The sequence below is a fragment of the Pseudomonas imrae genome (assembly GCF_046352735.2).
In the GTDB taxonomy this organism is placed as follows: Bacteria; Pseudomonadota; Gammaproteobacteria; order Pseudomonadales; family Pseudomonadaceae; genus Aquipseudomonas; species Aquipseudomonas imrae.
Map to the genome: position 1 here is coordinate 4,230,897 of NZ_CP110853.2, position 19,790 is coordinate 4,250,686.

At 58.0% G+C, this 19,790-nt stretch carries 24 protein-coding genes; 3 read left to right on the forward strand and 21 right to left on the reverse strand.

Going from position 1 to position 19,790, the window contains the following annotated elements:
* Nucleotide 1 precedes the first annotated feature (1 nt).
* The 16 genes from hisS to trmJ form a co-directional block, all read right to left on the reverse strand.
* On the reverse strand, nt 2-1,291 hold the full coding sequence (gene hisS, locus OQ460_RS19205; protein WP_410018952.1) for a histidine--tRNA ligase: 1,290 nt from the start codon (nt 1,289-1,291) through the stop codon (nt 2-4).
* Between the two features lie 23 nt (nt 1,292-1,314).
* The gene (gene ispG, locus OQ460_RS19210; RefSeq protein ID WP_410018953.1) at nt 1,315-2,424 is read right to left on the reverse strand and encodes a flavodoxin-dependent (E)-4-hydroxy-3-methylbut-2-enyl-diphosphate synthase; all 1,110 of its coding nucleotides are present in this window, start codon (nt 2,422-2,424) and stop codon (nt 1,315-1,317) included.
* Nucleotides 2,425-2,426: 2 nt separating this feature from the next.
* The gene (locus OQ460_RS19215) at nt 2,427-3,422 is read right to left on the reverse strand and encodes a RodZ domain-containing protein (RefSeq protein ID WP_410018954.1); all 996 of its coding nucleotides are present in this window, start codon (nt 3,420-3,422) and stop codon (nt 2,427-2,429) included.
* Nucleotides 3,422-4,180, reverse strand: coding sequence for a type IV pilus biogenesis/stability protein PilW (gene pilW, locus OQ460_RS19220; protein ID WP_410018955.1), 759 nt, complete (start codon nt 4,178-4,180; stop codon nt 3,422-3,424). Before pilW ends, OQ460_RS19215 begins: the two co-directional genes overlap by 1 nt.
* Before the next feature lie 12 nt (nt 4,181-4,192).
* A complete protein-coding gene (gene rlmN, locus OQ460_RS19225; protein WP_410018956.1) occupies nt 4,193-5,341 on the reverse strand; it encodes a 23S rRNA (adenine(2503)-C(2))-methyltransferase RlmN in 1,149 nt (382 codons plus the stop codon).
* A gap of 28 nt (nt 5,342-5,369) precedes the next feature.
* Nucleotides 5,370-5,795: a nucleoside-diphosphate kinase gene (gene ndk / locus OQ460_RS19230; protein ID WP_003443361.1), complete on the reverse strand. Its 426-nt coding sequence runs from the start codon at nt 5,793-5,795 to the stop codon at nt 5,370-5,372.
* An 88-nt stretch (nt 5,796-5,883) separates the two neighbouring features.
* Nucleotides 5,884-6,084 carry a Fe-S cluster assembly protein IscX gene (iscX, locus tag OQ460_RS19235; RefSeq protein ID WP_155581720.1) on the reverse strand — a complete coding sequence of 67 codons (201 nt, stop codon included), beginning with the start codon at nt 6,082-6,084 and terminating at the stop codon, nt 5,884-5,886.
* A gap of 14 nt (nt 6,085-6,098) precedes the next feature.
* The gene (gene fdx, locus OQ460_RS19240; RefSeq protein WP_410018957.1) at nt 6,099-6,440 is read right to left on the reverse strand and encodes an ISC system 2Fe-2S type ferredoxin; all 342 of its coding nucleotides are present in this window, start codon (nt 6,438-6,440) and stop codon (nt 6,099-6,101) included.
* 3 nt (nt 6,441-6,443) lie between these two features.
* The gene (gene hscA, locus OQ460_RS19245) at nt 6,444-8,306 is read right to left on the reverse strand and encodes a Fe-S protein assembly chaperone HscA (protein ID WP_410018958.1); all 1,863 of its coding nucleotides are present in this window, start codon (nt 8,304-8,306) and stop codon (nt 6,444-6,446) included.
* 51 nt (nt 8,307-8,357) lie between these two features.
* Entirely contained in the window at nt 8,358-8,879 is a 522-nt protein-coding gene (hscB, locus tag OQ460_RS19250) for a co-chaperone HscB (protein ID WP_410018959.1), read from the reverse strand.
* Between the two features lie 8 nt (nt 8,880-8,887).
* On the reverse strand, nt 8,888-9,211 hold the full coding sequence (gene iscA / locus OQ460_RS19255; RefSeq protein WP_410018960.1) for an iron-sulfur cluster assembly protein IscA: 324 nt from the start codon (nt 9,209-9,211) through the stop codon (nt 8,888-8,890).
* Nucleotides 9,212-9,240: 29 nt separating this feature from the next.
* Complete coding sequence (gene iscU / locus OQ460_RS19260; RefSeq protein WP_003175965.1) at nt 9,241-9,627, reverse strand: Fe-S cluster assembly scaffold IscU; 387 nt, start codon at nt 9,625-9,627, stop codon at nt 9,241-9,243.
* Between the two features lie 99 nt (nt 9,628-9,726).
* The gene (locus OQ460_RS19265; RefSeq protein WP_410018961.1) at nt 9,727-10,941 is read right to left on the reverse strand and encodes an IscS subfamily cysteine desulfurase; all 1,215 of its coding nucleotides are present in this window, start codon (nt 10,939-10,941) and stop codon (nt 9,727-9,729) included.
* A 49-nt stretch (nt 10,942-10,990) separates the two neighbouring features.
* On the reverse strand, nt 10,991-11,482 hold the full coding sequence (gene iscR, locus OQ460_RS19270; RefSeq protein ID WP_410018962.1) for a Fe-S cluster assembly transcriptional regulator IscR: 492 nt from the start codon (nt 11,480-11,482) through the stop codon (nt 10,991-10,993).
* Between the two features lie 300 nt (nt 11,483-11,782).
* Nucleotides 11,783-12,565: a serine O-acetyltransferase gene (gene cysE / locus OQ460_RS19275; protein ID WP_410022056.1), complete on the reverse strand. Its 783-nt coding sequence runs from the start codon at nt 12,563-12,565 to the stop codon at nt 11,783-11,785.
* A gap of 2 nt (nt 12,566-12,567) precedes the next feature.
* Nucleotides 12,568-13,338, reverse strand: a complete 771-nt coding sequence (trmJ, locus tag OQ460_RS19280) for a tRNA (cytosine(32)/uridine(32)-2'-O)-methyltransferase TrmJ (RefSeq protein WP_410018963.1) — start codon at nt 13,336-13,338, stop codon at nt 12,568-12,570.
* Between the two features lie 145 nt (nt 13,339-13,483).
* Here trmJ and suhB point away from each other — a divergent pair, with 145 nt between their 5' ends.
* Complete coding sequence (suhB, locus tag OQ460_RS19285; RefSeq protein ID WP_003175971.1) at nt 13,484-14,299, forward strand: inositol-phosphate phosphatase; 816 nt, start codon at nt 13,484-13,486, stop codon at nt 14,297-14,299.
* A gap of 40 nt (nt 14,300-14,339) precedes the next feature.
* Here suhB and OQ460_RS19290 read toward each other — a convergent pair whose 3' ends face one another.
* From OQ460_RS19290 to OQ460_RS19300, 3 genes are all read right to left on the reverse strand, one after another.
* Nucleotides 14,340-14,660 carry a hypothetical protein gene (locus OQ460_RS19290; protein WP_410018964.1) on the reverse strand — a complete coding sequence of 107 codons (321 nt, stop codon included), beginning with the start codon at nt 14,658-14,660 and terminating at the stop codon, nt 14,340-14,342.
* A 13-nt stretch (nt 14,661-14,673) separates the two neighbouring features.
* Nucleotides 14,674-14,778, reverse strand: coding sequence for a transposase domain-containing protein (locus tag OQ460_RS19295; RefSeq protein ID WP_410022057.1), 105 nt, complete (start codon nt 14,776-14,778; stop codon nt 14,674-14,676).
* A 178-nt stretch (nt 14,779-14,956) separates the two neighbouring features.
* Entirely contained in the window at nt 14,957-15,559 is a 603-nt protein-coding gene (locus tag OQ460_RS19300; protein WP_410018965.1) for a peroxiredoxin, read from the reverse strand.
* 234 nt (nt 15,560-15,793) lie between these two features.
* Here OQ460_RS19300 and OQ460_RS19305 point away from each other — a divergent pair, with 234 nt between their 5' ends.
* Together OQ460_RS19305 and bfr are read left to right on the forward strand one after the other, a co-directional pair.
* The gene (locus OQ460_RS19305) at nt 15,794-16,012 is read left to right on the forward strand and encodes a bacterioferritin-associated ferredoxin (protein WP_003208706.1); all 219 of its coding nucleotides are present in this window, start codon (nt 15,794-15,796) and stop codon (nt 16,010-16,012) included.
* Between the two features lie 201 nt (nt 16,013-16,213).
* Entirely contained in the window at nt 16,214-16,684 is a 471-nt protein-coding gene (gene bfr / locus OQ460_RS19310) for a bacterioferritin (protein ID WP_410018966.1), read from the forward strand.
* Nucleotides 16,685-16,785: 101 nt separating this feature from the next.
* Here bfr and grxD read toward each other — a convergent pair whose 3' ends face one another.
* The gene (grxD, locus tag OQ460_RS19315; protein ID WP_410018967.1) at nt 16,786-17,124 is read right to left on the reverse strand and encodes a Grx4 family monothiol glutaredoxin; all 339 of its coding nucleotides are present in this window, start codon (nt 17,122-17,124) and stop codon (nt 16,786-16,788) included.
* A 102-nt stretch (nt 17,125-17,226) separates the two neighbouring features.
* Nucleotides 17,227-19,335, reverse strand: a complete 2,109-nt coding sequence (locus OQ460_RS19320) for a molybdopterin oxidoreductase family protein (RefSeq protein WP_410018968.1) — start codon at nt 19,333-19,335, stop codon at nt 17,227-17,229.
* Nucleotides 19,336-19,790: the final 455 nt, after the last annotated feature.

Below are 19,790 nucleotides of genomic sequence, written 5' to 3' on the forward strand. Positions count from 1 at the left end.
TTCAACCCTGCACGATGCAGGTGGCCAAATGCGCAGCAAGCGCATCAAAGGCAATGCTCTGTTGTTCACCCTGGCCACGCAGGGGCTTGAAACTTACCACTTGCTGGGCCAATTCATCATCGCCCAGGATCAGCGCGAACAACGCACCGCTCTTGTCGGCTTTTTTGAACTGGCTTTTGAAGCTGCCAGCGCCAGCGTTGACTTGCAGGCGCAGGTTCGGCAACTGGTCGCGCAGTTTTTCGCTCAAGGTCAGGCCAGCCAGTTCGGCCGCTTCACCAAAAGCGCACAGGTATACATCTACCTGACGGGAAATTTCTTCGGGTACCTGCTCCAGGGTTTCCAGCATCAGGATCAGCCGCTCGATCCCCATGGCAAAACCCACGCCCGTAGTCGGCTTGCCGCCCATTTGCTCGACCAGGCCGTCGTAGCGACCACCGGCACACACAGTGCCCTGGGCGCCGAGCTTGTCGGTAACCCACTCGAAGACGGTCTTGCTGTAGTAATCGAGGCCGCGCACCAGCTTGGGATTGATGACATAAGGAATACCGGCCGCATCCAGGCGAGCCTTGAGGCCCTCGAAGTGCGTGCGGGATTCGTCATCCAGGTAGTCGGCCATTTTTGGCGCGTCGACCAGTACAGCCTGGGTATCGGCGTTCTTGGTATCAAGCACGCGCAGCGGGTTGGTTTTCAGGCGACGCTGGCTGTCTTCGTCCAGCTTGTCCAGCCGCGCAGACAGGAATTCAACCAGGGCTTCACGGTAGCGGCCACGGGATTCGCTGGTACCCAGGCTGTTAAGCTCGAGCTTGACCGCATCACGGATGCCCAACATGCCCCAGAGGCGCCAGGTCAATACGATCAGTTCGGCGTCGATGTCCGGGCCGTCAAGGTTGAAGACTTCCAGGCCGATCTGGTGGAACTGGCGATAACGCCCCTTCTGCGGACGCTCGTGACGGAACATCGGGCCGATGTACCACAGTTTCTGCGGTTGGCCACCACCGGAGAGACCATGCTCCAGCACGGCGCGCACGCACGCGGCGGTACCTTCTGGGCGCAGGGTCAGGGAGTCGCCGTTGCGATCGTCAAAGGTGTACATCTCTTTTTCGACGATGTCGGTCACTTCACCGATAGAGCGCTTGAACAGCTCGGTGAACTCGACGATCGGCATGCGGATCTGCTTGTAACCGTAGTTATCCAGCAGGCGCGCGACCGTGCTCTCGAAGTAGCGCCACAGCGGCGTCTGCTCGGGCAGGATGTCGTTCATGCCACGAATGGCTTGCAGAGACTTGCTCACATCTAGTCCTTAAATTCGTTCAATCAGCCGCGCGCGATCAGCGCTGCGTCAGCTTCGACCTTTTCGGCCGCCTTCTCGCGTATCAGTCTTTCCAACTGATCCACCAGGTTGTCATTCGTCAATTTCTGCGACGGCTTGCCGTCGATGTAGATCAGGTTCGGTGTACCGCCAGTCAGGCCTATATGTGCCTCTTTGGCCTCACCCGGCCCGTTGACGACACAGCCGATCACCGCGACATCCAGCGGTACCAGCAGGTCTTCAAGGCGTACTTCCAATTCGTTCATGGTTTTCACCACGTCGAAGTTCTGCCGCGAGCAGCTCGGGCAGGCAATAAAATTGATACCACGGGAGCGTAAATGCAGGGATTTGAGAATGTCGTAGCCGACTTTCACTTCCTCTACGGGGTCCGCCGCCAGGGAGATGCGAATGGTATCGCCAATCCCGTCGGCCAGCAGCATACCGAGACCCACCGCAGATTTCACTGTGCCTGAACGCAAACCACCGGCTTCGGTGATACCCAGGTGCAGCGGCTGGACGATTTCCTTGGCCAGCAGGCGGTAGGCTTCTACCGCCATGAACACGTCGGAAGCCTTTACGCTGACCTTGAAGTCCTGGAAATTCAGACGCTCAAGGTGTTCAACGTGGCGCAACGCAGACTCAACCAACGCTGCCGGCGTCGGTTCGCCATATTTCTTTTGCAGGTCTTTTTCCAGGGAACCGGCATTCACGCCGATGCGGATCGGAATCCCGCGATCACGGGCGGCATCTACCACGGCGCGAACCCGGTCTTCGCGACCGATATTGCCCGGGTTGATCCGCAGGCAATCAACGCCCAGTTCGGCCACGCGCAACGCGATCCGGTAGTCGAAATGGATATCCGCGACCAATGGCACCTTTACCAACTGCTTGATACGGCCAAACGCTTCGGCAGCGTCCATATCCGGAACCGAAATCCGCACGATGTCGACACCAGCCGCTTCCAGACGATTGATCTGGGCAACGGTGGCGGCCACGTCATTGGTGTCGCTGTTGGTCATGCTCTGTACCGCGATGGGGGCATCGCCACCCACTGGCACCGAGCCGACCCAGATCTTGCGCGATACGCGACGTTTGATTGGAGATTCGCCGTGCATGACTATTGTCCCAACTTCAGGCGAGCTGTCTCGCCACTGGTGAACGGCGCCACGTCCACAGGCTGGCCGTTGTAGGCCACTTGCGCGCCACGGGCAAAGCCCAGACGCAGCGTCAAAGGAGGCTTGCCGGCCTGATCCAGTGTATCGCCCTTGCGCTTGAGCCCACTGAACAGGACCTTGCCATTGCCATCGGTGACTTGTGTCCAGCAGTCCGCAACGTAGGTAATCTGGATACGACCATCACCCATTGCTGCAACGGGCGCTTGAACGGCAGGCGCAGCCGCCGCCGGGGCAACCGGGGCCTGGACCGGAGCAGGCGGCACAGGCGTGGGGACAACCGGGGTAGCGCTAGCAGGAGCCGGAGCGGCAGGTGCCGGCACTGCAGCGGTCACTGCTGGGTCGGCGCTAGCCTCGGCAGCCGGTTGGCTGGACTGCAGGTCCAGGCTCTGGCCTTGCGGCGCAGCCTGGCCCTGGGCAACAGCCTGGTCTTCCGGCTCGTCCAAGGGATGGATCTGGGTCGTGCCGTCAGCGCTTTCGACCTCGACATGCTCCAACGCGTTGCTGATCAAATCCTTGCTGCGCAGGGATGTCTGATCTTGCCACCAGAGGAAGCCACCGCCGATTACCGCGATCAACAGCAACAGGCTGACGATGCGCAAAATGGTGTGGGAAACCCGTACAGGCTCTTCGATACGACCCAGGCCGTGAACATTGCTGCCTTGGGAGTCGGTGCCGGTAAACTGGTCGAACTGCTGGACCAGAACCGCCTGGTCAATGCCCAGCAACTTGGCATAGGCACGGATGTAGCCTCGGGCAAAAGTGTGCCCCGGCAGCTTGTCAAACGCACCGGTTTCCAGATTGTCCAGGGAGGTAGTGGTCAAATTGAGCTTGAGGGCCACTTCGGCCAGCGACCAGCCATTGCTTTCGCGGGCCTGACGCAAGGTCTCGCCTGGATTAACACGATTAGCGGCTACAACTTCCGGGTGCGCGGCTTTCATCATTGCTCCGACAGGTATTGCTGATATTCCGGCGTACCGGGATAGAGTCGCTCTAATTGCTGGCCAAAACGTGCGGCCTTGTCGCGCTCTTCATGAACCACTGCCAGGCGCACGCCGAGCAATAGACTACGTGCATTTTGCCCGCTGAGCAGGCTAAAACGCTCGTAATAGTCACGTGCAGGCACATAATGCCTGTCTTCAAAGGACAACTCAGCCATTTCGAGCAAGGCTCTGGGCTGGCGCTGGTCCAGGTGCAAGGCTTTTTCCAGTTGCCGGCGAGCGATCTCACGCTGGCCGAGACGCACCGAAGTCACGCCCAGGTTCTCGAAAACCCGAGAACGCTCAGGATAGAGGGTATCGGCCGCAGCCTGCTGAAAATAATCGGATGCTTGGGCATACCGTGCCTGCTCGAACAGGAAACTGCCGTAATTATTGAGCAGGCGTGGATCATGGGTCCGCGCGGCCAGTGCCTTATGGAAATACTGTTCTGCCAGCTCAGGCTCGGCCTGGGCCTGGAATACCAGGGCCAACGCTGCATTGGTATCGGCGTCCTGGCCGTCAAGCGCCAGGGCTTTTTGCAAGGGTACCTTGGCCTGCTCGCTCAGCCCCTGGCGCAGATAACCCAACCCCAACTGCACATAGGCAGCGCGCGCCTCATCACGCCCCTTGTCGGTTTGCAACGGGCTGTCCGCGCCCGATGAAACACAGCCAGCCATCAGGCTGGCAACAAGCAAAAGCGGCGCAAGGCGCAAGGGCATAGAGTTCCTCTCTCAGGTTCGAGTCGCGGCGTTCTGCGCCGCATCGCTGTCAGCGCTCAATTCGCGCACGGCGATATAACGTTCGCTACGACGGGTGCGATCCAGCACCTGTCCCACCAATTGGCCACACGCGGCGTCAATATCTTCACCGCGAGTGGTGCGGACGGTGACATTGAAGCCAGCCTGGTGCAGTTGATCCTGGAAACGGCGGATGGCGTTGTTGCTCGGTCGCTCGTAGCCAGAATGGGGGAACGGATTAAACGGAATCAAGTTGATCTTGCACGGGATGTTCTTGAGCAACTCGATCATCTCGACCGCGTGTTCAACCTTGTCGTTGATGTCCTTGAGCAACGTGTACTCGATGGTCAGCACGCGCTTTTCGCCCAGGGACGACATGTAGCGCTGGCAAGATTCGAGCAACATCTTAAGCGGATACTTCTTGTTGATCGGCACCAATTGGTTACGCAATGCGTCATTGGGTGCGTGCAGCGACAACGCCAGGGAGACGTCGATGTGCTTGGACAGCTCATCGATCATCGGCACCACGCCGGACGTCGACAGGGTCACACGGCGCTTGGAGATGCCATAACCCAGGTCGTCCATCATCAGGTGCATGGCCGCAACCACGTTGTCGAAGTTCAGCAGCGGCTCACCCATGCCCATCATCACCACGTTGGTGATGGCACGGTCGACGGTCGCCGGGACGCTGCCAAAGGATTTGTTGGCAATCCACACCTGGCCGATGACTTCGGCGGCGGTGAGGTTGCTATTGAAGCCTTGCTTGCCGGTGGAGCAGAAACTGCAATCCAGGGCACAGCCTGCCTGGGACGAAACGCACAAAGTGCCGCGCTTGCCCTGGGGAATGTATACGGTCTCGACGCAACTGCCGGACGCCACGCGCACCACCCACTTACGGGTGCCATCGCTGGAGATGTCCTCGCTGACAACTTCCGGACCGCGAACTTCGGCAATGGTCTTGAGTTTGTCACGCAGGGCCTTGCTGACGTTCGTCATGGCGTCGAAATCATCGACGCCAAAGTGGTGAATCCACTTCATTACCTGACCGGCACGGAAACGCTTCTCCCCGATTGAGTCGAAGAATTTTTCCATTTCCTGTTGAGTCAGACCCAGCAGGTTGGTTTTTACAGTCGATGTAGTCATGGATTCACCTTCACTCTTAAGCCAATGCTTAGCGAGTGGTTACTTCAGTAGCTGCGAAGAAGTACGAGATTTCGCGAGCAGCAGCGGCTTCGGAGTCCGAACCGTGTACAGCGTTGGCGTCGATGGATTCTGCGAAGTCAGCACGGATGGTGCCGGCTGCAGCTTCTTTAGGGTTGGTAGCGCCCATCAGCTCGCGGTTCAGAGCGATGGCGTTTTCGCCTTCCAGAACCTGGACAACAACAGGGCCGGAGATCATGAAGGCAACCAGGTCGCCGAAGAAGCCACGAGCGCTGTGCTCAGCGTAGAAGCCTTCAGCTTCAGCCTTGGACAGTTGCTTGAGTTTCGAAGCTACAACCTTCAGGCCGGCTTTTTCGAAACGAGTGGTGATCTCGCCGATGACATTTTTTGCAACAGCGTCAGGCTTGATGATGGAGAAAGTACGTTGAACAGCCATGGTGTAACTCCAGAAACGGTAATTTACGAAAAATTAAACCCGCGAATTATACGCGGGTTCTTGGGTATTGCCTAACCTGCGGGAATGATCAGTCTATTTCTTCGATCCAGAGCGCTTGGACCGCCTCCAACACCTTCTCGCCGCAGCGGCCGGAGGTATTGTCGAAATCAGGCAGTTCCATGATCCATCGTTGCAGGTCGACGAAGTTGACCGTCAGCGGACTGACATCCGGCTTGGCTTCAGCCAGTTCTTCAGCAATGCGTTGTACATCATTCCAACCGTAACTCATGACAGTTCTACCAGTCAGTGCGGCGCTTCGGCAGCATGGTTAAGCGAGTATTTCGGAATTTCAACGGTGAGGTCTTCAGTCCCAACGACTGCCTGACAGCTCAGGCGCGACGTCGGCTCCAGCCCCCACGCTCTATCAAGATAGTCTTCTTCCAACTCATCGGCCTCTTCGAGGCTATCGAATCCTTCGCGGATAATGCAGTGGCAGGTGGTACAGGCGTTAACGCCGCCACAAGCACTTTCGATCTCAATGTGGTTGTCATGGGCGACTTCGAGAAGGGACTTGCCGGTCTCAGCCTCCACGACCATACCGTCCGGGCAATGCTCGGCGTGTGGCAGAAAAATGACCTGCGGCATCAGTTATTCCTCAATTTCATTCAGGTTGCGGCCCGCCAGGGCGGCTTTTACCGTCTGGTCCATACGGCGGGCGGCAAAGGCATCGGTAACTTGTGACAGGCGCTTGGTCTGTTGTTCGATGGCGTAACCATCGTTGCCTTTCATCAATTCGGCCAGCTCCTGCATCTGCAGGTCGATGACCATGCGCTCTTCGACATCCAGCAGGCGCTCGCCGTCTGCATCAAGCGCGCCCTGTACCGCTTCGAGCAGGCGCTGGGCATCGACTTGTTGCTCACGTAACACGCGCGCGACCTTGTCATCACCGGCGTACTGGAACGAATCCTTGAGCATCTTGGCGATCTCGCCGTCGGTCAAGCCATAGGACGGCTTGACCTGGATGCTGGCCTCGACACCCGAGGCCAGCTCGCGAGCAGCAACGCTGAGCAGACCGTCGGCATCAACCTGGAAGGTCACGCGAATTTTCGCCGCACCCGCGACCATCGCCGGGATACCACGCAACTCGAAGCGTGCCAGGGAGCGGCAGTCGCTGATCAGCTCGCGCTCGCCTTGCAGCACATGGATCATCATGGCCGTCTGACCATCTTTGTAGGTGGTGAAGTCCTGGGCACGAGCGACGGGGATAGTGGTGTTACGTGGAATCACCTTCTCCATCAGGCCACCCATGGTTTCCAGGCCCAGGGACAACGGAATGACGTCGAGCAGCAGCAGTTCGCCACCATCGCGCTTGTTGCCTGCGAGGGTATCAGCCTGGATCGCAGCACCAATGGCCACCACTTGATCCGGGTCGATTTCGGTCAACGGCTGGCGACCAAAGGCTTCGGCCACAGCTTCGCGAACTCGCGGTACACGTGTCGAACCACCAACCATGACCACTGCTGCGACGTCTTCGAGCTCGACTCCCGAATCACGCACAGCACGGCGGCAAGCCTTGAGGCTACGGGCAACCATAGGTTCGATCAGTGCATCGAAGGCTTCACGGGTCAGTTGAGCCGACCAAGTACCGTAGGAAACTTCAACGGATGCGGCTTCGGTCAGGGCCTCTTTCGCGGCACAGGCAGCTTGCAGCAGATTGCGCTGCGCCCCCGGATCCAGATCCGCCGACAAGCCGGCGCTGGTGATGATCCAGCCGGCGATGGCGTGGTCGAAGTCGTCGCCGCCCAGTGCGCTGTCGCCGCCGGTAGCCAGCACCTCAAACACTCCGCCGGTCAGGCGCAGGATTGAAATATCAAAAGTCCCGCCGCCCAAATCGTAAATGGCGACCAAGCCTTCGGCGTGCTGGTCCAGCCCATAGGCAACGGCGGCAGCGGTTGGCTCGTTGAGAAGGCGCAACACATTCAGGCCGGCGAGCTTAGCCGCGTCTTTGGTGGCCTGGCGCTGGGCGTCATCGAAATACGCCGGAACCGTGATTACCGCGCCTACCAACTCGCCACCCAACGTGGTCTCGGCGCGCTGGCGCAAGACCTTAAGGATATCGGCCGACACTTCCACCGGGCTTTTCGGGCCCTGGACTGTGGAAATGAACGGCATATGGGATTCACCCCCGACAAAACGGTACGGCAGTTGATCGCCCAACTGCTTGACGTCGGACAACCCACGACCCATCAAGCGCTTGACCGACAATACCGTGTTCAGCGGGTCCGAAGACGCCGCCAGCTTGGCCGACTCGCCGACTTCGATGCGATCGGCGTGATAACGCACGGCAGACGGCAGGATGACCTTGCCTTCAGCATCGGGCAGTGGCTCGGACAGGCCGCTGCGCAAGGCGGCAACCAGGGAATTGGTGGTGCCCAAGTCAATTCCCACCGCCAGGCGACGCTGGTGCGGTTGAGGACTTTGGCCGGGTTCGGCGATTTGCAGTAGGGCCATGGTAATCAGGTCTTATCTGTCTATCAGGCGTGCATCACGGGCAGCACTGGGTTAATCGTCGAGGCGCTCTTCTAACTGGCGCACTTCGTAAGTGAGCTTGTCGAGGAACTGCATGCGCCGCATCAGGCGTTCGGCCTGCTCACGTTGCGCTGCATCATCCCAACAGGCTGCGAAGCTTTCGTTGAGCTCATCCTGGGCGATTTTCAGACGACGCTTGAAGACCGCGACGCCCGCCAGATCGGCTTCGTCCTGCAAATCTTCCAGCTCTTCACGCCACTGCATCTGCTGCATCAGGAAGTCGGGATCATGTACCGTCACCTCCAGCGGCAGCTCGCCACCGTTCATCGCGAGCAGATATCGCGCGCGCTTGGGCGGACTCTTGAGCGTCTGATAGGCTTCGTTGAGGCTAGCCGATTGCTCCAGCGCCAGGCGCTGCTCGCGCTCGGAGCCGTCCGCAAAACGGTCCGGATGCACCCCACGCGCCAATTCACGATAGCGCGCGGCAAGCTGATCGAGGTCCAGCCGAAAACTCGGCTGCAACTCAAATAAAGCGAAATGACAAGGAGTACCCACGAGTAGCCTCAGATGTTGAAGCTTTCGCCGCAGCCACATTCACCGCGTACGTTAGGGTTGTTGAACTTGAAGCCCTCGTTCAAGCCCTCCTTGACGAAGTCGAGTTCGGTACCGTCCAGGTAGGTCAGGCTTTTCGGGTCGATGATCACCTTCTCGCCGTGACTTTCGAACACCTGGTCTTGCTCAACCACCTCGTCGACAAACTCCAGCACGTAGGCAAGGCCGGAACAGCCCGTGGTGCGAACACCCAGACGAATCCCCTCACCTTTACCGCGCCCATCCAGGGAGCGTCGCACGTGCCGCGCAGCCGCTTCTGTCATGCTGATAGCCATCGTTGACTCCTTACTCGTCGCCAAATTGCTTAGATCAAGCCTTTCTTCTGCTTATAGTCGCGAACGGCCGCCTTGATGGCGTCTTCTGCGAGTACGGAGCAGTGGATTTTCACTGGCGGCAGGGCCAGTTCTTCGGCCAGCTGGGTGTTGCTGATGGTGACAGCCTCATCCAGGGTCTTGCCTTTCATCCACTCAGTCGCCAGGGAGCTGGAGGCAATGGCGGAACCGCAGCCGTAAGTCTTGAACTTGGCGTCTTCGATAACGCCAGCATCGTTGACCTTGATCTGCAGGCGCATCACGTCGCCGCACGCCGGAGCGCCGACCATGCCGGTGCCGACATCAGGATCTTCCGCGTTCATCTTGCCGACGTTGCGCGGGTTTTCGTAGTGGTCGATGACCTTTTCGCTGTAAGCCATGGTACTGAATCCTCACTCATCAGGGCCGCTCTGGAACCCTGTAGAAACGCTTGCGTTGTCCGCCACGTTGCTACAGGGCTGGGGTGGCGGCTTCTATAGTTAGTGTGCCGCCCACTCGATCTTGGAAATATCGACGCCATCCTTGTACATATCCCACAGCGGGGACAGGGTACGCAGTTTGTTCACGGCTTCGCAGACCTTCTGCGCGGCGTAGTCGATTTGTTCTTCGGTGGTGAAGCGGCCGAACGTAAAGCGGATCGAGCTGTGAGCCAGTTCGTCGTTACGGCCCAGGGCACGCAGCACGTAGGACGGCTCAAGTGACGCCGAGGTGCAGGCCGAACCGGACGAAACCGCCAGGTCCTTGAGCGCCATGATCAGCGACTCGCCTTCGACGTAGTTGAAGCTCAAGTTCAGGTTGTGCGGTACACGGGCGGTCATGCTGCCATTGACGTACAGCTCTTCAAGGTTCTCGACCTGCTTGTAGAAGCGGTCGCTCAATGCCTTGATGCGTACGTTCTCGGCAGCCATGTCTTCCTTGGCCACACGGAAAGCTTCGCCCATGCCAACGATCTGGTGGGTCGCCAGAGTACCGGAGCGCATGCCGCGCTCGTGACCACCGCCGTGCATGGTGGCTTCGATGCGCACCCGTGGCTTGCGGCTCACGTACAGGGCGCCGATGCCTTTGGGACCATAGGTCTTGTGGGCCGAGAACGACATCAGGTCGACTTTCAGCTTGGACAGGTCAATCTCGACCTTGCCGGTGGACTGGGCCGCGTCGACGTGCAGCAACACACCTTTGGAGCGCGTCAGCTCGCCGATGGCCGCGATGTCGTTGATGGTACCGATTTCGTTGTTCACGTGGATCACGGAAACCAGGATGGTGTCTTCACGCAACGCGGCTTCGATCATGGCCGGGGTGACGATACCGTCGGTGGTCGGTTCGAGGTAGGTGACCTCAAAACCTTCACGCTCAAGTTGGCGCATGGTGTCAAGGACAGCCTTGTGCTCAATCTTGGTGGTGATCAGATGCTTGCCTTTGGTGGCGTAGAAATGCGCCGCACCCTTGATTGCCAGGTTGTCGGACTCGGTAGCGCCAGAGGTCCAGACGATTTCACGTGGATCGGCATTGACCAGGTCGGCGACTTGGCGACGAGCGTTCTCGACCGACTCCTCGGCTTTCCAGCCGAACACGTGGGAACGGGAAGCTGGGTTACCGAAGTTTCCGTCAACCAGCAGGCATTCGCTCATCTTTTGCGCGACACGCGGATCAACCGGGGTGGTCGCTGAGTAATCAAGGTAAATCGGCAATTTCATGGACTTTCTCCTAATCAGGCTGGCTGGCGTGCCGTTAGCTCTTCGGCTGTCACTCGACGGCGGACGCTTCAATCTTGTCCAGAAGCGGCGCCTTGATGTTGCAACGGCGCTGGTCCTGACGCTGGGCTACTTCTTGCACCTCACGGCGAGTCACAAGATCAGCCAAGCTGATACCACTCAAGAATTCATGGATCTGCAGGCTCAAGTCACACCACAAGTGGTGAGTCAGGCAGGTGTCGCCAGCATGGCAATCACCCAGCCCCTGGCATTTGGTTGCATCGACGGACTCATTGACCGCGTCGATCACCTGTGCGACCTGAATCCCCTGCATGTCGCGGGATAACTGATAACCGCCACCTGGCCCACGAACACTGGAGACCAGATTGCTGCGGCGCAACTTGGCGAACAGTTGCTCGAGGTAAGACAGGGAAATGCCTTGGCGCTCGGAGATATCGGCCAGGGACACCGGTCCATTTTGCGCGTGCAAAGCCAGGTCGAGCATGGCGGTCACCGCATATCGGCCTTTTGTAGTCAGTCTCATGGACAAGTACCAAGGTGTTTCAGAATGGGAGCAAGTATGCGATTCCCGAGTATTTAAGTCAACTATAAGACCTAGTACTTTAGTCAGGAATACCCGTAAAAAGAGCGCGCGAATCATAGCAGGACGGGGTGGAATCGAACAGCGGCAGCGGACAACCAGCGATGCCAGTCGCGATGAAGATCAAATGTGGGAGGGGCTTGCCCCCCGATAGCGGTGGATCAGTCAGCCTAATTAGGTGCAGACCTACTGCAATCGGGAGCAAGCCCCCTCCCACAGGGATTCTATGGTGATGATGAGATCTCAGCCGGCCTTGGTAGAGGTTTCATCCTTGATCTCGGCGAAGTCCTCTTCACGCAACTCAGGCAGATCTTTCGCACAGTAAGGGCTACCCAAATCCTTCAACGCACCACACATACCCTCCAGCTTGCCGTCGACCGCTTGCAGGTGGTCGAGCAACTGGCCAATGGCGCGCGCCACCGGGTCAGGCATGTCTTCGCTGACACCATAGGCATCGAAACCGATCTTCTCGGCCATAGCTTTGCGCTTAGCCTCTTGCTCGTCGCCGACCTCTGGCTTGACGATGATTCGGCCAGGGATACCCACGACCGTTGCTCCAGGCGGCACAGCCTTGGTCACCACAGCATTGGAACCGACCTTTGCACCGGCACCAACGGTGAACGGGCCGAGCACCTTGGCGCCCGCCCCCACCACCACACCATTTTCCAGGGTCGGGTGACGCTTGCCTTTATTCCAACTGGTGCCACCCAGGGTCACACCCTGGTACAGCGTCACGTCATCGCCAATCTCAGCGGTTTCGCCGATGACGATACCCATACCGTGGTCAATGAAGAAGCGACGACCCACCTTGGCCCCTGGATGGATTTCGATTCCGGTCAGCCAGCGACCAAAGTTCGATACCAGTCGCGCCAGCCACTTCCAACCCAGGCCCCACAAGGCAGCCGACAAGCGATGCAGCCATATCGCATGCATGCCCGGATAGCAGGTCAGCACCTCAAACGCGTTGCGTGCCGCCGGATCACGATGGAAAACACTCTGGATATCTTCCCGTAAACGCTCGAACATCATTAATCCTTCCGCTTAAGAAGCTCGCCACGGGCCGCCTTCTGGGTTTCCGTGAGAATGCCACGCAATATATTCATTTCTGCACGACTGACCGAACTACGACCATAAAGCCTGCGCAGGCGCGCCATCAGGTGCCGTGGTTTTTCAGGGTCGAGAAACTCGATGGCCACCAGGGTTTGCTCCAAGTGTTCATAGAACCGTTCCAACTCGTCCATGGTGGCCAACTCGCCACTTTTGGTCGATGCGACCTCATCTTTTTCCACCTTGCTCGGCTGGCCTTCCGCTGCCAGCCAGGCCATCCGCACTTCATAGCTCAACACCTGCACCGCCGCCCCAAGGTTCAACGAGCTGAACTCAGGGTCTGATGGAATGTGCACATGGAAATGACATCGTTGCAGCTCTTCATTGGTCAAGCCGGAGTCTTCACGACCGAATACCAATGCGATTTCAGCACCGCCAGCCGCCTCTCCCACCACTTTGGCCCCGCACTCGCGGGGATCGAGCAGCGGCCAGGGAATGCGCCGGTCGCGGGCACTGGTGCCGAGTACCAGGTTACAGCCGACCAAGGCATCTTCCAGACTGGCGACGACCTCAGCCTTATCAAGAATGTCATTGGCACCGGATGCACGGGCGTCAGCCTCGTGGTGCGGAAACAGGCGCGGCTCAACCAGCACCAGGCGCGTCAGCCCCATGTTTTTCATGGCTCGCGCCACCCCACCGATATTGCCGGGATGACTGGTATTGACCAACACGACACGAATGTTTTGCAGCACGGAAGGCGCTCTCGGACACAGGAAATGGGAGCAAATCTTACAGAACAGCCTAGGGTTATGCCATGAAAGCGAACGTCATCCTTCACCTGAAGAAAGTTTCTGCTAGAATGCTCGGCTTTCTTTAACAACCTTAGGTGACACATCCATGCAGCCCATGCTGAATATCGCGCTGCGCGCCGCCCGCAGCGCCAGTGAATTGATCTTCCGCTCCATCGAGCGCCTGGATACCATCAAGGTCGACGAAAAAGACGCCAAGGATTATGTATCCGAGGTGGATCGCGCCGCCGAACAGAAAATCATCGACGCCCTGCGCAAGGCCTACCCTACCCACGGCATCCTCGGTGAGGAAACCGGCCTGCACAAAGGTAGCGGCGAAGGCGAAGACTACCTGTGGATCATCGACCCACTGGATGGCACCACCAACTTCCTGCGCGGTATCCCGCACTTTGCCGTGAGCATTGCCTGCAAATACCGTGGCCGCCTGGAACACGCCGTTGTGCTGGACCCGGTTCGCCAGGAAGAATTCACCGCCAGCCGTGGCCGTGGCGCCCAGCTCAACGGTCGTCGCCTGCGTGTCAGCGGTCGCACCAGCCTGGACGGCGCCCTGCTGGGTACCGGCTTCCCGTTCCGCGACGATCAAATGGACAACCTGGAAAACTACTTGGGCATGTTCCGCGCCCTGGTTGGCCAGACTGCAGGCATCCGTCGCGCCGGCGCAGCAAGCCTGGACCTGGCGTATGTAGCCGCCGGTCGCTTTGATGCATTCTGGGAATCAGGCTTGTCCGAATGGGACATGGCCGCAGGCGCACTGCTGATCCAGGAAGCTGGGGGCCTGGTGAGCGACTTCACCGGCGGTCACGACTTCCTGGAGAAGGGCCACGTCGTTGCCGGTAATACCAAATGCTTCAAGGCAGTACTGACGGCGATCCAGCCGCACCTGCCGGCTTCGCTAAAGCGCTAAGCGAGCAGGCACCAAAAAGCACCCTTTGGGTTAATGCCAGTCAGTTAAGCTGACTGGCATTTTTATTTCTGATCAGATACTTCGGTGACTTGAGGCGGATGGCGCGAGGATAAATACGCTCCTCCCGCCGACGAGGCAGGACATAGTGCGGGACTGAGGCATGAAGCTCGGCCAGGTACTTGGGGATATTCCCGCAGCGGTCGGCCGAGACGCTGTTGATAAACCCTAAAATCGCCCAGGTACATGCGCTAAAGCTCATTTCACACGGGTAAATACCTGGACAGTGACGACTCATTTCCACCATCTGATAACGCAACAAGTTGTAGCCCAGCAAAATACCCCACAATTCCTGCTCAATCATCTCGGGCGTCTTGCTACACATCCAGCGGCAAACGCCGCTTGCGCAGGGTCGCCACATCAGCCTGCTCAAGGGCTTGCCCGACCAAAGAAGGATCGAGCAAGGAATCCAGCCCCTCGATTGAATTGGGGGGTGGAGACGATGTTGCGGGTCAGTTCCAGCGCTCGAGCGATACGCATAAAAAAATCCGATGCCAGTACCGGCATCGGATTTTGATTTCTTGCGGCCAAAGGTCAAGCAAGAGAGCTTAACTGATCGGCATCAGGCTGCGAGGCCGTTTTTTATGCCGCTAAACTGGCTTACAGCTTGCCAGCATTCTCGGTCAGGTAAGCCGCAACGCCTGCTGGCGAAGCGTTCATGCCTTTGTCGCCTTTTTTCCAGTTGGCAGGGCAGACTTCGCCGTGCTCTTCGTGGAACTGCAGGGCGTCGACCAGACGGATCAGCTCTTCCATGTTGCGGCCCAGTGGCAGGTCATTGATGATCTGCGAGCGAACAACGCCCTTGTCGTCGATCAGGAACGCGCCACGGAAAGCCACGCCGCCTTCGGACTCAACATCGTAGGCCTTGGCAATGTCGTGCTTCATGTCGGCAGCCATGGTGTATTTGACTTGGCCAATGCCACCATCATTGATGGCCGTGTTGCGCCAGGCGTTGTGGGTGAAGTGAGAGTCGATGGAGACGGCTACCACTTCAACATTACGTGCCTTGAAATCGTCCATGCGGTGATCCAGAGCGATCAGCTCCGAAGGGCAGACGAAGGTGAAGTCCAGCGGGTAGAAGAACACCAGGCCGTATTTGCCTTTGATGGCTTCCGACAGTTTGAAGCTGTCTACGATTTCGCCATTGCCGAGGACAGCAGGTACGTCGAAATCTGGTGCTGGTTTGCCGACGAGTACGCTCATTGGATATCTCCTGGTGATGATTGAAGTAAATGGGTCGCGCTTGAGTCTGCCTTTGAGATGACGACAGGCCCGTGACGCGATCACGCTTCGTACAGACCGAGCATCATACCTGAAAAAAACCGTTCGTCAGTGAGCAGGTGCCTCAGCACAAAGAGCAAGAAACTACTTTGACAATCATTCTCGTTAACATTAAGATCCATCGCACTTAAGCCTAAACCGCGACGGTTCTCCCTTATGTATGTCTGCCTCTGCACTGGCGTTACCGACGGACAAATCCGCGAAGCAATCTATGAAGGTTGCTGCAGCTACAAAGAAGTGCGTGAAACCACCGGCGTCGCCAGCCAATGCGGCAAATGTGCCTGCCTGGCCAAGCAAGTGGTACGGGAAACCCTGACGCAACTGCAAACGGCTCAGGCAGCGATCCCCTACTCTGCAGAATTTACACACGCTTAAAACAGCCTATTTTAAAGAACCGGACTTAGTGTCCGGTTTTTTTATGCCTGCAATTCAATCAGTTAGCGCCAAGACGCGGAACACAAACATTCTTATTCCGATTAATTTTCATTTATTATTCAATAACTTAGGTTTGACAGTGGTCAATGTGCAGCTCAAACTCGGCCTTATATACAGCTAATACAGGGCAGGACCCCAGTCATGAAAGGCGACATCTCAGTCATCCAGCAACTCAACAAAATCCTTGCCAATGAACTGGTCGCGATCAATCAGTATTTTCTGCATGCACGCATGTACGACGATTGGGGCCTGGAAAAGCTGGGCAAGCGTGAATACAAAGAATCCATCAAGGCCATGAAAGACGCCGACGCGCTGATCAAGCGCATTCTGTTTCTTGAAGGCCTGCCGAACGTACAGGACTTGGGCAAGCTGAACATCGGCGAGCACACCGAAGAAATGCTCGACTGCGACCTCAATTTCGAACGCAAGAGCCTCTCCGACCTCAAGGCCGCCATCGCTCACTGCGAAAAGGCCAGCGACTTCGGTAGCCGTGAATTGCTCGAAGACATCCTCGAAGATCAGGAAGAGCATATCGACTGGCTGGAAACCCAGGTCAGCCTGATCGGCAAAGTGACCCTCGAAAACTATCTGCAATCGCAGATGGGTGAATAACCCTTAGTTCGCGGCCAATAAAAAGCCCCGCTCTCTTTTAGAGAAGCGGGGCTTTTTATTGACCAGCTTTATGCAGGAGCCGGCAAGCCAGCTCCAGAAGATCAGGCCTCGGTCTTTGCAGCAGCTTTTTCTGCTGCGTCTTTGATTAGCGCCTGCAACGAACCATCAGCCGACATCTCGGTGATGATATCGCTACCGCCAACCAGCTCACCAGCTACCCACAATTGCGGGAAAGTCGGCCAGTTGGCGTACTTGGGCAGGTTCGCGCGGATTTCCGGGTTTTGCAGGATATCCACGTAAGCGAATTTCTCGCCACATGCCATGATCGCCTGGGAAGCCTTCGCGGAAAAACCGCACTGAGGGGCGTTAGGTGCGCCCTTCATGTAAAGCAGAATGGTGTTGTTGGCAATCTGCTCTTTAATCGTTTCGATGATATCCATGGAACACCTCGGCTGGAACTTTCCGACTCATGGGTCGGCACGGTGGCGCATTGTAACGTAAAGCCCAGCATGACGCTCGGACTCCCCGACAGACTCTTTGCGTCACGCCGCCGCTACCTGGACGGTCACCCCGTTGAGCGCGGCGTTCCCCGACAACTCGTCCAAGTGCCGCTCATCCGTCAAGTCATTGGCGCTCGCCCCAGGCTGCGCGCTGGCAATGCTCATCTGTACACCTGGGCGCCCATGACCCCAGCCATGAGGCAGGCTGACCACGCCAGGCATCATTTCCAGACTTGCCAACACTTCCACTTCTATCATGCCGGTGCGCGAGCTGACTCGCACACGCTGCCCGTCGCTCAGTTGGCGACTGGCAAGGTCATCCGGGTGCATCAGCAATTGATGCCGAGGCTTGCCCTTCACCAGGCGATGATAGTTATGCATCCATGAGTTATTACTGCGCACGTGGCGGCGGCCGATCAGCAGCAATTCGTCTGCCGCAGGTTGAGGCTGTGCAGCGAAGCGCGCGAGGTCTGCCAGAATGACCTCGGGCGCTGCCTGTACGTGGCCATTGGCGGTTTTCAGGCGTCCGGCCAGGTTGGCTTTAAGCGGCCCAAGGTCCAGGCCGTGAGGATAATCGGCCAAGGCTGCGATCGACAGCTTGTGACTGGACGCATCGCCGTAAGCACCGGCCCGCAAGCCGACGTCAATCATCTGTGCCGGAGGCATTGTCGGCTTCAGCACAGCGCCGGTGTGCCTTGCAAAGGCCTGGGCCAGCCCGACGAAGATCTCCCAGTCATGCAACGCACCTTCAGGCTTGGGCAGAATCGCGCGGTTGAACCGCGTGACATTACGCACCGCAAACATATTGAACGTGGTGTCGTAGTGATCGTTTTCCAGGGCCGAGGTCGACGGCAGAATCAGATCGGCGTAGCGCGTGGTTTCGTTGATGTAGAGGTCGACGCTGACCATGAACTCCAGACCGTCCAGCGCCTGTTCCAGTTGCCGGCCATTGGGCGTCGACAGTACGGGGTTGCCCGCCACCGTCACCAAGGCGCGGATTTGTCCTTCACCTTCGGTCAGTATTTCTTCAGCCAAAGCCGAGACGGGTAATTCTCCACTGTACTCGGGCCGCCCGGACACCCGACTCTGCCAACGATTGAAATGCCCACCGGATGTTGCTGCCACCAGATCCACCGCAGGCTCGGTGCATAAAGCCCCCCCGACCCGATCCAGATTTCCCGTCACCAGGTTGATCAGTTGCACCAACCAGTGACATAGCGTGCCGAACGCCTGGGTCGACACCCCCATGCGCCCGTAACAGACGGCCTTGTCCGCCGCCGCAAAGTCCCGCGCCAGTTGGCGAATCTGCTCGGCAGGAATCGCGCATTGGTGGCTCATGGCTTCGGCGGTGAACCCGGCGATGGCTCGGCGCACCTCATCCAACCCATCTACCGGCAAGTGACTGTCGCGGGTCAGATTTTCGCTGAACAAGGTGTTAAGCAACCCGAACAGCAACGCCGCGTCGCCGCCAGGACGTACAAACAAGTGCTGGTCGGCCATGGCCGCCGTTTCGCTGCGGCGCGGATCGACCACTACTACTTTGCCGCCTCGGGCCTGAATCGCTTTCAGGCGCTTCTCTACATCCGGCACAGTCATGATGCTGCCGTTGGATGCCAGCGGATTCCCGCCGAGGATCAACATGAAGTCGGTGCAATCGATATCCGGAATCGGCAACAACAGGCCATGGCCGTACATCAAGTGGCTGCTGAGGTGATGGGGCAGTTGGTCCACGGAGGTGGCAGAAAATCGATTGCGGGTTTTCAGCTGCCCGAGAAAATAATTGCTGTGAGTCATCAAACCATAGTTGTGTACGCTGGGATTGCCCTGGTACACAGCCACCGCATTCTGCCCGTGGCGCGCCTGGACTCCTGCCAGCCGCTCGGCCACCAAGGCGAAAGCCTCATCCCAGGGCAGCGGCTGCCATTCGCTGCCTACTCGCAACATGGGCTGGTGCAGACGATCCGGATCGTTCTGGATATCTTGCAGGGCCACCGCCTTGGGGCAGATATGGCCGCGACTGAAGGTGTCCTGGGAGTCCCCCTTGATCGAGGTAATCGTCACGCCACCGTCTTGCGTGGCAGTGGTTTCCAGGGTCAGGCCGCAGATGGCTTCGCATAGATGGCAGGCACGGTGGTGGAGAGTCTTGGTCATGGCCAGTCTCTTTTATGGGATACAGCGTCATCGGGATAATCATGTTGCGCAAAACTATGGCCCGCCACCGGTCAAGGCGCCAGCAACGTTCGTCGTGTGAATCGAGAGGCATCAGGCTGGAGCATGGCAAACATTAGTAAATATTTCCGTGCAGCCATCCCCCACAACACCTGCCAAAACCGACGCGGGCCGGCCGGCCTCCGCCCTTGCGCATTGCAAAAGGACGCAGCGCCAGTGTACAAATGACCCGCTGCTATCCGAAAACAGGCTTCAAAAGCGCTTTCCCCGCTCCTTTGAACACCCCAAAAACCCGTAGCCTATTGGTAAGACGCGACATTTAATTATAAGATCGCGCCTTCCCCTATTTCGTCGCCCCGTGCGGCTTTCGCCGCAGGTCTCGCCCGTTGTCACAATAAACAAGGCTTTGAGGATCTGCGGTCCGTTGCAAAAAGGTA

Bases quoted from the DNA above. Each gene is read 5' to 3' on its own strand.
- ispG (WP_410018953.1), bottom strand. From the start codon at position 2,424: ATGCACGGCGAATCTCCAATCAAACGTCGCGTATCGCGCAAGATCTGG.
- OQ460_RS19215 (WP_410018954.1), bottom strand. From the start codon at position 3,422: ATGAAAGCCGCGCACCCGGAAGTTGTAGCCGCTAATCGTGTTAATCCA.
- pilW (WP_410018955.1), bottom strand. From the start codon at position 4,180: ATGCCCTTGCGCCTTGCGCCGCTTTTGCTTGTTGCCAGCCTGATGGCT.
- rlmN (WP_410018956.1), bottom strand. From the start codon at position 5,341: ATGACTACATCGACTGTAAAAACCAACCTGCTGGGTCTGACTCAACAG.
- ndk (WP_003443361.1), bottom strand. From the start codon at position 5,795: ATGGCTGTTCAACGTACTTTCTCCATCATCAAGCCTGACGCTGTTGCA.
- iscX (WP_155581720.1), bottom strand. From the start codon at position 6,084: ATGAGTTACGGTTGGAATGATGTACAACGCATTGCTGAAGAACTGGCT.
- fdx (WP_410018957.1), bottom strand. From the start codon at position 6,440: ATGCCGCAGGTCATTTTTCTGCCACACGCCGAGCATTGCCCGGACGGT.
- hscA (WP_410018958.1), bottom strand. From the start codon at position 8,306: ATGGCCCTACTGCAAATCGCCGAACCCGGCCAAAGTCCTCAACCGCAC.
- iscA (WP_410018960.1), bottom strand. From the start codon at position 9,211: ATGGCTATCAGCATGACAGAAGCGGCTGCGCGGCACGTGCGACGCTCC.
- iscU (WP_003175965.1), bottom strand. From the start codon at position 9,627: ATGGCTTACAGCGAAAAGGTCATCGACCACTACGAAAACCCGCGCAAC.
- OQ460_RS19265 (WP_410018961.1), bottom strand. From the start codon at position 10,941: ATGAAATTGCCGATTTACCTTGATTACTCAGCGACCACCCCGGTTGAT.
- iscR (WP_410018962.1), bottom strand. From the start codon at position 11,482: ATGAGACTGACTACAAAAGGCCGATATGCGGTGACCGCCATGCTCGAC.
- cysE (WP_410022056.1), bottom strand. From the start codon at position 12,565: ATGTTCGAGCGTTTACGGGAAGATATCCAGAGTGTTTTCCATCGTGAT.
- suhB (WP_003175971.1), top strand. From the start codon at position 13,484: ATGCAGCCCATGCTGAATATCGCGCTGCGCGCCGCCCGCAGCGCCAGT.
- OQ460_RS19290 (WP_410018964.1), bottom strand. From the start codon at position 14,660: ATGATTGAGCAGGAATTGTGGGGTATTTTGCTGGGCTACAACTTGTTG.
- OQ460_RS19300 (WP_410018965.1), bottom strand. From the start codon at position 15,559: ATGAGCGTACTCGTCGGCAAACCAGCACCAGATTTCGACGTACCTGCT.
- OQ460_RS19305 (WP_003208706.1), top strand. From the start codon at position 15,794: ATGTATGTCTGCCTCTGCACTGGCGTTACCGACGGACAAATCCGCGAA.
- bfr (WP_410018966.1), top strand. From the start codon at position 16,214: ATGAAAGGCGACATCTCAGTCATCCAGCAACTCAACAAAATCCTTGCC.
- grxD (WP_410018967.1), bottom strand. From the start codon at position 17,124: ATGGATATCATCGAAACGATTAAAGAGCAGATTGCCAACAACACCATT.
- OQ460_RS19320 (WP_410018968.1), bottom strand. From the start codon at position 19,335: ATGACCAAGACTCTCCACCACCGTGCCTGCCATCTATGCGAAGCCATC.